The sequence below is a fragment of the Aeromicrobium sp. genome (assembly GCF_032084975.1).
Classification (GTDB): domain Bacteria; phylum Actinomycetota; class Actinomycetes; order Propionibacteriales; family Nocardioidaceae; genus Aeromicrobium.
On sequence record NZ_DAMDLR010000118.1, the window covers coordinates 1 to 5,285 of the forward strand.

Genomic DNA, 5,285 nt, shown 5'->3' on the forward strand with positions numbered 1-5,285 from the left:
GCTGTCCGCGCTCGCGCGGTCGCTCGTGCGGTCGGACTTCACGCAGGCCCTGCGCGACGCGTCCACGCCGGACGAGGTGATCGCGCTGGTCGACGAGGCCACGGCGGGAGCCAAGCCCGCCCCCGCGGCTCCGGCTCCCGAGGCCGCCCGGACCGAGACCACCGAGTCCGAGTCCGCGCCGCGCCGAGTCGTCGCCGTCACGGCGTGCACCACCGGCATCGCCCACACCTTCATGGCGGCCGACGCGCTCGCGCAGGCGGCCACCGACGCCGGCATCGACTTCGCGGTCGAGCCGCAGGGCTCGTCGGGCAGCACCCCGCTGACCGCCGAGCAGATCGCCTCGGCCGACGCGGTCATCTTCGCGACGGATGTGGGCGTCAAGGACCAGTCCCGGTTCGCGGGCAAGCCCGTCGTGCGCAGCGGCGTCAAGCGCGCCATCAACGAGCCCGGCGTCATGCTGCAGGAGGCGCTCGCTGCCGCCGCCGACCCGAAGGCGCGCCGCGTCGAGGGCGAGGCCGACGACACCGCGACCGAGGCCGGCAACGAGAACGCCGGGCGCAAGCTGCAGCGCTGGCTGCTCACCGGCGTCAGTTACATGATCCCGTTCGTCGCTGCGGGCGGCCTGCTGATCGCGCTCGGGTTCCTGCTGGCCGGGTACGACGTCGACGGCGCGAAGGTGATGAACGAGAACTCGCTGACGAACCTGCCCGAGCCCGGCGATCACGCCCTCTTCGACAGCGCGTTCCTCTACTACATCGGCGGGCTCATGTCGCTGCTCGGCGGCTGGGCGTTCAGCTTCCTGGTCCCCGCCCTGGCCGGCTACATCGCCTACGCGATCGCCGACCGACCGGGCATCGCGCCGGGCTTCGTGATGGGCTTCGCCGCGACGCAGATCGGCGTCACCGAGACCAACCCGAACGGGGCCGGCTTCATCGGCGGCATCGTCGGCGGCCTGCTCGCGGGACTCGTGGCGGCCTGGATCGCGCACCGCGGCGTGCCTCGCTGGCTGGCCGGCCTGATGCCGGTCGTGATCATCCCGCTGGTGACGACGATCGTCGTCGGCCTGGCGATGATTCTGGCGCTCGCCAAGCCCCTCGCCTGGCTCAACGAGGCCCTGGTCGACGGCCTGAACAGCATGACCGGCAGCTCGGCGATCCTGCTCGGCGCGATCCTCGGCCTCATGATGTGCTTCGACCTGGGCGGCCCGGTCAACAAGGCCGCGTACGTCTTCGCGGTCACCGGACTGTCCACCGCCGGTGCTCTGGACGTGGGCTCCTCCCAGTCCAAGATCATGGCCGCCGTGATGCTCGCTGGCATGGTGCCTCCGCTCGCGATGGCCCTGTCGACGGTCATCCGGCCGCAGCTGTACACGCCGGCCGAGCGCGAGAACGGCAAGGCCGCCTGGCTGCTCGGCGCCTCGTTCATCACCGAGGGCTCGATCCCGTTCGCGGCGGCCGACCCGCTGCGCGTCATCCCCGCGATGATGGCCGGCGGGGCCGTGACCGGTGCACTGTCGATGGCGACCGGCGTCACCCTGGTCGCCCCGCACGGCGGGATCTTCGTGTTCTTCGCCGTGGACCGCGTCCTGTGGTTCTTCGTCTCGCTGATCGTCGGGATGTTGGTGGCAGGATTCCTCGTGACCGCCCTCAAGCAGGTCGGGCGCACCAAGCAGGCGGACACCACCGCCGAGACCCTCACCGTCTGAAAGGACCTCAGATGCCCAGCAAGACCGTCACCGTCGGATCCGCCGTCGGCCTGCACGCTCGTCCGGCCGCCGAGATCGCGGCCGCCGTCACCGAGGCCGGCGTGCCGGTCACCCTCGCGGTCGCCGGCGGCGAGCCCGTCGACGCGGGGTCCGCACTGCTGATCATGACCCTCGGCGCGTCCCAGGGCACCGAGGTCACCGTCGAGAGCGACGACGCCGCCGCCCTCGAGAAGATCGCGGCTCTCGTCGAGGCGGACCTCGACGCCTGAGCGCCCTCCCGAACTTTTGGTGCGATATTCCGCCTCGGCGGCCGTCTCGGACGCAAAACCGCACCAAAAGTCGGGTCGGGGGCCGCGCGCAACCCCACGCCGATGGGGTGCCGCGGCCCCGGCCCCGGCCTAGGGTCGGGACATGAGCGACGACACCTCCACCCTGCGCAGCGTCCACCTCGTCCGCACCGGCCCGGCGGAGTACCGCGCCGAGAACGCCCGCGGCGGCGTCATCACCTTCGGTGACGGCGACACGATCGACTTCACCCCCGTCGAGCTGCTGCTGGTGGCCCTCGGCGGCTGCAACGCCCTGACGATCGAGGCGCTCACGAAGCGCGCCGAGCCGAACCGGTTCGACATCTCCGTCGAGGCGCACAAGGTCAAGATCGAGGACGGCGGCTCGCGCCTCGAGGACATCGCGGTCACGATCGACATCTCCTTCGATCACGACGAGGACGGCCAGAAGATGGCCGACCGGGTCCCGGGCGCGATCGAGAAGTCGCACCAGAAGCTGTGCACCGTCAGCCGCACCCTGGAGCAGGCCAACCCGGTCCGCGTCGTGCAGGTCCGCGCCGCCGAGTGAGAAACCGTCACGTTTGACCGGAACTAAGCGCCCGCTTACCGTGAGCGCCATGGACACCCATGACGCCGACGTCCTCGACCGGCTGTTGGCGGATCGCTTCAGCTGCCGAGGATTCGCGGCCGAACCCGTCCCCGAGGACGAGATCCGGGCCATCCTGGCCTCGGCCGCGCGGACGCCGTCGTGGTGCAACGTCCAGCCGTGGCACGTCGACGTCGTCTCGGGTGACGCGCTGACCCGGCTGCGCGCGGACATCGTCGCCGACCCGTCGGCCGGCTCGGACATACCGTTCCCGCCGGGCTACACCGGCGTGCACGCCGAGCGACGTCGCGAGGTCGGCTGGCAGCTGTACGAGGCAGTCGGTGTCGCGAAGGGCGACCGCGACGCCTCGGCGCGCGAGATGCTGCGCAACTTCGAGTTCTTCGGTGCGCCGCACGTGGCCGTGATCTCGGCTCCCACGCCACTGGGCACGTACGCCGCGATCGACTGCGGGTTGTTCGTGCAGTCGTTCCTGCTCGCTGCGCAGTCCCGTGGCGTCGCCACGATCGCGCAGGCCGCGCTGGCGCAGAAGTCCGACTTCCTGCGCGGGTGGCTCGGCCTGTCCGACGACCGGTCGATCGTCTGCGGGATCTCGTTCGGGTACCCCGACCCCGATCACCCGGCCAACTCGTTCCGCGCGAATCGCGCCGAACTCGACGAGCTCGTGAGGTTCCACCGATGACCGTTCCCGAGTGGTTCCGCTGGGCGCTCGCCGAGAAGCCGCAGCACCTCGAGGTCGAGGTCGAGGGCACGCCCGTCCACTACCGCGCGTGGGGCGAGCCCGGCGACCCGGTCGTGCTGCTGGTGCACGGCGGGGCCGCCCACAGTGGGTGGTGGGACCACGTCGGACCGCACCTGGCCGTCGGTCACCGCGTGCTCGCTCCGGACCTGTCCGGCCACGGCGACAGCGGTCGCCGTGACGAGTACACGCTCGAGCAGTGGGCCCGCGAGATCCTGGCCGTCGCCCGCGCCGAGTCCGCCGACAAGCCGGTCGTGTTCGGCCACAGCATGGGCGGCTTCGTCACCCTGACCGCCGCGCGCGAGCACGGGGCCGACATGCTCGGCGCCGCCGCGATCGACTCGCCCGTCCAGGCCGTCTCGCCCGAGGCGCGCGAGTGGCGCAACGATCGAGCCGGCCTCGCGATGCCGGTCTATCCCGACGCCGCCACGATGGTGTCGCGCTTCCGCACCCTGCCCGAGGACGACTCGACGCTGCCGTACGTGCGCGACCACATCGCCCGCGGCTCGGTCCGTCGCGTCGATGGCGGCTGGTCGTGGAAGTTCGACCCGCGCGTGTTCCTCAAGTCCTCGATGACGCCCGACGACCTGGCCCGCACCGAGTGCGAGCTGGCCCTGTTGCGCGGTGAGCGCGGCATGGCCACGACGGACATCACCGCGGAGATCCGCTCGCGACTGGGCGGTGCCGTACCCGTTACGGTGATCCCGGACTCGGGCCACCACATCATGCTGGACCAGCCCACGGCGCTCATCGCGGTGCTGCAGACCCTGCTCGGACAATGGAGGAAACGATGACCGACCTCGTGGTCGACCGCACCGATGGCGTCCTGCGCCTCACGCTCAACGCGCCTGAACGGCTCAACTCGGTGACCACCGAGATGTTCGAGCAGATGAGCGACGAGCTCGAGAAGGCCGACGGCGTGCGCGTCGCCGTGCTGACCGGCGAGGGCCGGGCGTTCTGCTCGGGCGCGGTGATGCGGCCCGGTGTCACCAACTCCGGCATCCTCGAGGCCGCCGATCGGCTCATCCATGCGCTGACGGGTGCGCCGTTCCCGGTCGTCGCGGCCCTCAACGGCCTGACAGCGGGCATCGGCTCGTCGCTCGCGCTGGCGTCCGACTTCCAGGTCGCGAAGGAGGACGACTACTTCCTGCAGGCGTTCGTCAACATCGGCCTCATGGGCGACGGTGCCGCGCACGAGCTGCTCGCCGCCTCGATCGGCCGGGCCCGGGCGACGCGCCTGCTGATGCTCGGTGAGAAGCTGCCGAACCGCGATGCCTTCGACGCCGGGCTCATCACGCACTGCGTCAGCGCCGACGAGTGGAGCGCCACCGTCGACGCCCTGGTCGAGAAGCTGCGGACCGGGCCGACGCTGGCCTACGCGCAGATCAAGAAGACGATCAACGCCGCGGCGCTGGCGAACCTCGACGAGACCCTGCGCGCCGAGACCGCGGGCCAGGGCGTACTGGGCGCCTCGAACGACTTCACCGAGGGCGTCGCCGCGTTCACGGAGAAGCGCGCGGCGAACTTCTCTGGGCGCTGACGGTTTCCCCGGTTAACTAGGTTCCCTGGCACTTCACGAGGGTTGCGAACCTCGCTAAGTGCCAGAGAACCTCGCGAAGTGAGGCCTTGGGAGCAGTGCGGCGCCGGTCGGCGACCGAAGCCGCCGCACGGCCTCGTGACTGCCGAAGCTGCAGGACTGAACGAGGTTTCCTGTCACTTCACGAGGTTCGTAACCCTCGTGAAGTGCCAGGGAACCTACTTAACCGGGGAAACTTCACCCCTCACGACCGCGAGGCGAAGCCCAGCACCGCGGCCAGGCCGAGCGCCGAGCGCGGGTGGTACGCCGCGGTCCAGAGTCCGCCGTGGGCGGCGGCGTAGGCCTCCTCGCGCCACGGCTCGCGCGAGGGCTTGCGCCCGGAGCGCAGGTCGTGCACCAGCAGGGCGGCCATCAGC

Annotated in this window: 6 protein-coding genes; all 6 read left to right on the forward strand. The window is 71.0% G+C overall.

All coding sequences use genetic code 11. The features are described from left to right. Positions 1-1,705 (forward strand): fructose-specific PTS transporter subunit EIIC (locus RT323_RS15835; protein WP_313410162.1); only part of this gene is annotated, 1,705 nt, incomplete at its 5' end. Positions 1,706-1,716: 11 nt separating this feature from the next. Then, the gene (locus RT323_RS15840; RefSeq protein ID WP_313410163.1) at positions 1,717-1,974 is read left to right on the forward strand and encodes an HPr family phosphocarrier protein; all 258 of its coding nucleotides are present in this window, start codon (positions 1,717-1,719) and stop codon (positions 1,972-1,974) included. Positions 1,975-2,116: 142 nt separating this feature from the next. Further along, positions 2,117-2,557 (forward strand): OsmC family protein, encoded by a 441-nt coding sequence (locus RT323_RS15845; protein ID WP_313410165.1) that lies wholly within the window; start codon positions 2,117-2,119, stop codon positions 2,555-2,557. Positions 2,558-2,606: 49 nt separating this feature from the next. Next, positions 2,607-3,275 carry a nitroreductase gene (locus tag RT323_RS15850; RefSeq protein ID WP_313410166.1) on the forward strand — a complete coding sequence of 223 codons (669 nt, stop codon included), beginning with the start codon at positions 2,607-2,609 and terminating at the stop codon, positions 3,273-3,275. Continuing rightward, positions 3,272-4,126 carry an alpha/beta hydrolase gene (locus RT323_RS15855; RefSeq protein WP_313410168.1) on the forward strand — a complete coding sequence of 285 codons (855 nt, stop codon included), beginning with the start codon at positions 3,272-3,274 and terminating at the stop codon, positions 4,124-4,126. Before RT323_RS15850 ends, RT323_RS15855 begins: the two co-directional genes overlap by 4 nt. After that, a complete protein-coding gene (locus tag RT323_RS15860; RefSeq protein WP_313410170.1) occupies positions 4,123-4,872 on the forward strand; it encodes an enoyl-CoA hydratase-related protein in 750 nt (249 codons plus the stop codon). The genes RT323_RS15855 and RT323_RS15860 overlap by 4 nt, the downstream gene beginning before the upstream one ends. The last annotated feature ends 413 nt before the right edge of the window (positions 4,873-5,285 follow it).